The sequence below is a fragment of the Ketobacter sp. GenoA1 genome, assembly GCF_003671475.1.
Lineage (GTDB): Bacteria > Pseudomonadota > Gammaproteobacteria > Pseudomonadales > Ketobacteraceae > Ketobacter.
On the sequence record NZ_RCHM01000034.1, the window covers coordinates 1 to 3,232 of the forward strand.

1 protein-coding gene is annotated in these 3,232 nt (G+C 49.4%); it reads left to right on the forward strand.

Annotation, left to right across the window (positions count from 1 at the left end):
* Positions 1 to 141: 141 nt before the first annotated feature.
* The gene (locus tag D9N13_RS14045) at positions 142 to 3,156 is read left to right on the forward strand and encodes a Tn3 family transposase (protein ID WP_290591360.1); all 3,015 of its coding nucleotides are present in this window, start codon (positions 142 to 144) and stop codon (positions 3,154 to 3,156) included.
* The last annotated feature ends 76 nt before the right edge of the window (positions 3,157 to 3,232 follow it).

A 3,232-nucleotide genomic window follows, 5' to 3' on the forward strand; every position in this document is an offset into this window, starting at 1 on the left:
GGGGTTCTAGGGATTTTCCGTCCAAAAACGACAAAGTGCTCTGGAAGCCCCGCCATCTATGGCCTCCAGAGGGGTATTACTTTTTCCATATCCCTATTTTGGCTCTGATTGGGTAAGATTTGGCCTTTTTAGGCTAAATCCATGGCATTCGAAGAACGTGTTCAAATCTTGTCCGAGGCAGAACAAGAACAGTTTTATGGACCTCCCGCTTTCACCTCAGCAGACCAACGCTTCTTTTTCTCGCTGAACGATAAGGAACTGGCGATCGCTACAAGCCTACGTCACCGGGGTCAGCGCTACATGCTGGTTGTACTGCTGGGCTATTTCAAGGCCAAGCCGGCGGTGCTTCATCCCGGTTTCCACCAGATCAAGCAGGATCTCAAATACGTTTATCAAACCGTTCTACCAGGGCCGGGCTGTAGACCCTTTAATCTCACGCCAAAAGAGAACGAGCGGATTTACCAACGTATTTTCCAACTCTGCAACTACCAGCGCTGGAATGCCAAAGACCACGGAGCTGCGTTGAGCGCCTACTTATCCCAGCAAGCCAGAGCCTGGACGGCTCCAAGACACCTCTTCGATGCGGCCATTGAGTATTGTTCGAGACAGAAGATAGCGATCCCTGCCTACAGCACGCTGCAAAAGATCATCAGTCAAGTGGTGGGAGATGAACAGGAAGACATGGCCAACCGCCTTGAGCGTGCAATGTCACAAGATCTTAAGCATGCACTGGCGGATCTCGTAAACGGCGAAGGTGCACTACCGTTCCGGCAGTTGCGACAATCGGCTCGTAACTTCACTGGAACCGAACTTGAGAAAGAACTGGTTGTCTATCGCAACATCCAGCATTGGATGCCAGAAGTGGACCTGCTCTTGAGCATGCTTTCACTGTCGCAGAAAAATCAACAACACCTAGCGGAGAAAGTCGACTACTACGGCGCCAAACTGAAACGGCAAACCATAGGCAACCAACGGCTGTATTTGTTGTGCTATCTGCAAACGCGATGGCAACAAGCACTTGAACGTATTGCCGATGGTCTTGTGCATCATGTCAGGCAGACCAAACAGAAGGCAAAGGAGTACGCAAAGGAAGCGGTGTATCAGGATTGGCAAAAAGCGGCCAAAAATGTCAGCAAGGCGGCCGAAGTCCTCCATCTATTCATTGATGACGAAATTGATCTGCAACTACCGTTTGCAACAGTAAGACAAAAAGCACTGAACCTCCTGGCCAAAAAGGATCTGGAATCGGTATGTCTCTTCTTGAACGAGCAGCGGCGATCGGTCGATGAAGCCATGTGGCAATACTACGACGAGAAAGAAAGCCTGCGTAAAGGTTCACTGCGAGAGTTATTTCGATGTCTGCGCTTTGAAGGCAGCGATGGCACTCAGCACTTAGCGACTGCCTTGGCGAAAGCACAAGGCGAACTCGACACCCTAGCCCAATTGCAAACCGCCGATATCCGGTTTCTACCGAAAAAAGTACACGAATACCTGCTGGATCGTGACGGTAACATCCTGTTAGATCGTTATGAGTGGTTCCTCTATCAGCAGATTCCTGATCGCCTGAATGGCCAACTAACACTGCCTGAAGTCATTAAATACCGGGCGCTTGATGCTGATCTGATCGACGGGGAGCATTGGCGAAAACATAAATATACGCTGCTGCAACAGAGCCAGCTAACCGATTTGGCCAAAGAGCCTGAGAAACTTCTAAAGCAGATGGCCACTGAATTGGATACCCGTTTATTCGAGGTCGGTGAATATCTTGAACAGGAAGACAACCGGAATATCATCTTGCGCAATCCGCAGGGTAAACACTTCTGGCGCTTACCTTCGGCCAGCAAACATCATCTGGTCAACAATCCCTTCTTCCAGCAAATCCCTACAACGGGTGTCGCGGATGTACTGCGCATGGTGGATCGTGACACCGGCTTCATAGACTGCTTCGCGCATGTGCTGGGTTCCCAATCCAGAAGCCGTTCCCATGAATATGATTTGTTGGCAATTCTGGTCGGCAATGCAACCAATCAAGGCATTTACGGTATGGCACAGATCTCTGATCGTACCTATGATCAGCTCAGCACCATCCAGGCAAACTACCTACGTTTGGAAACCTTGAATGATGCCAACGACAACATCAATAACGCGACCGCCAAGCTGCCCATCTTCAGACACTACAACATCCAGGAGGATGTTTTACACGCAAGTGCCGACGGCCAAAAGTTCGGAGCCCGGCGCGAGACGTTCAAAACCCGTTACTCGTCGAAATACTTCGGTACACAAAAAGGCGTTTCTGCTATGAGCCTAATCGCCAATCATACCGCCATTAATGCCAGGGTAATTGGCGCCAACGAGCATGAATCTCACTACATCTTTGATTTGTTGATGAGCAATACGTCAGACATTATTCCGGATGTGCTCTCAACCGATACCCATGGTGTGAACCATGTGAATTTCGCGTTGCTCGATCTGTTCGGATACCAATTTGCCCCGCGCTATGCCCAGGTTGGTAAAGTGATCAATGACATGTTTGATGTCAAGGAAGACAAAGACCATAGAATACAGCTACGCTTGAAAAAGCCCATTAACACGCATCGAATTGCGCAGCACTGGGATACCATCCAACGGATCGCAGTATCGCTTAAACAACGGAAAACAACACAAGCCACCTTGGTGAGAAAGCTCTCGGGATACAAGCACAATCACCCGTTGCTGGAAGCCCTGACTGAATACAACCGCTTAGTGAAAGCGAACTATTTACTGTGCTACATCGATGATGCCAGTTTACGTAATTATGTTCAGCGCGCGCTGAATCGTGGAGAGGCCTATCACCAACTGCGTAGGGCAGTGAGCAGCGTAAATGGGGATCAGTTTCGGGGCAGTTCAGACGAAGAAATCCAGCTATGGAATGAGTGCGCTCGTCTAGTCACCAATGCCATCATCTATTTCAACTCCAGGATACTCAGTCAGCTGCTGACCAGCTTCGAATACCATGGAGACACCCATAGAATAGGAATCGTCAAACAGGCCTCCCCAGTGGCCTGGCATAACATTAACCTAAAGGGCACTTACCATTTCGAATTGAGCGAAAAATTGCCAGATCTAGAGGAGCTGATGTGCTCAATCGAGGGATATTTGCCCGTCAGCGAAAAGTAATACCCCTCTGGAGGCCATAGATGGCGGGGCTTCCAGAGCACTTTGTCGTTTTTGGACGGAAAATCCCTAGAACCCC

Excerpts from the sequence above, each read along its gene's own strand:
- D9N13_RS14045 (WP_290591360.1), top strand. The coding sequence starts at position 142 with ATGGCATTCGAAGAACGTGTTCAAATCTTGTCCGAGGCAGAACAAGAA.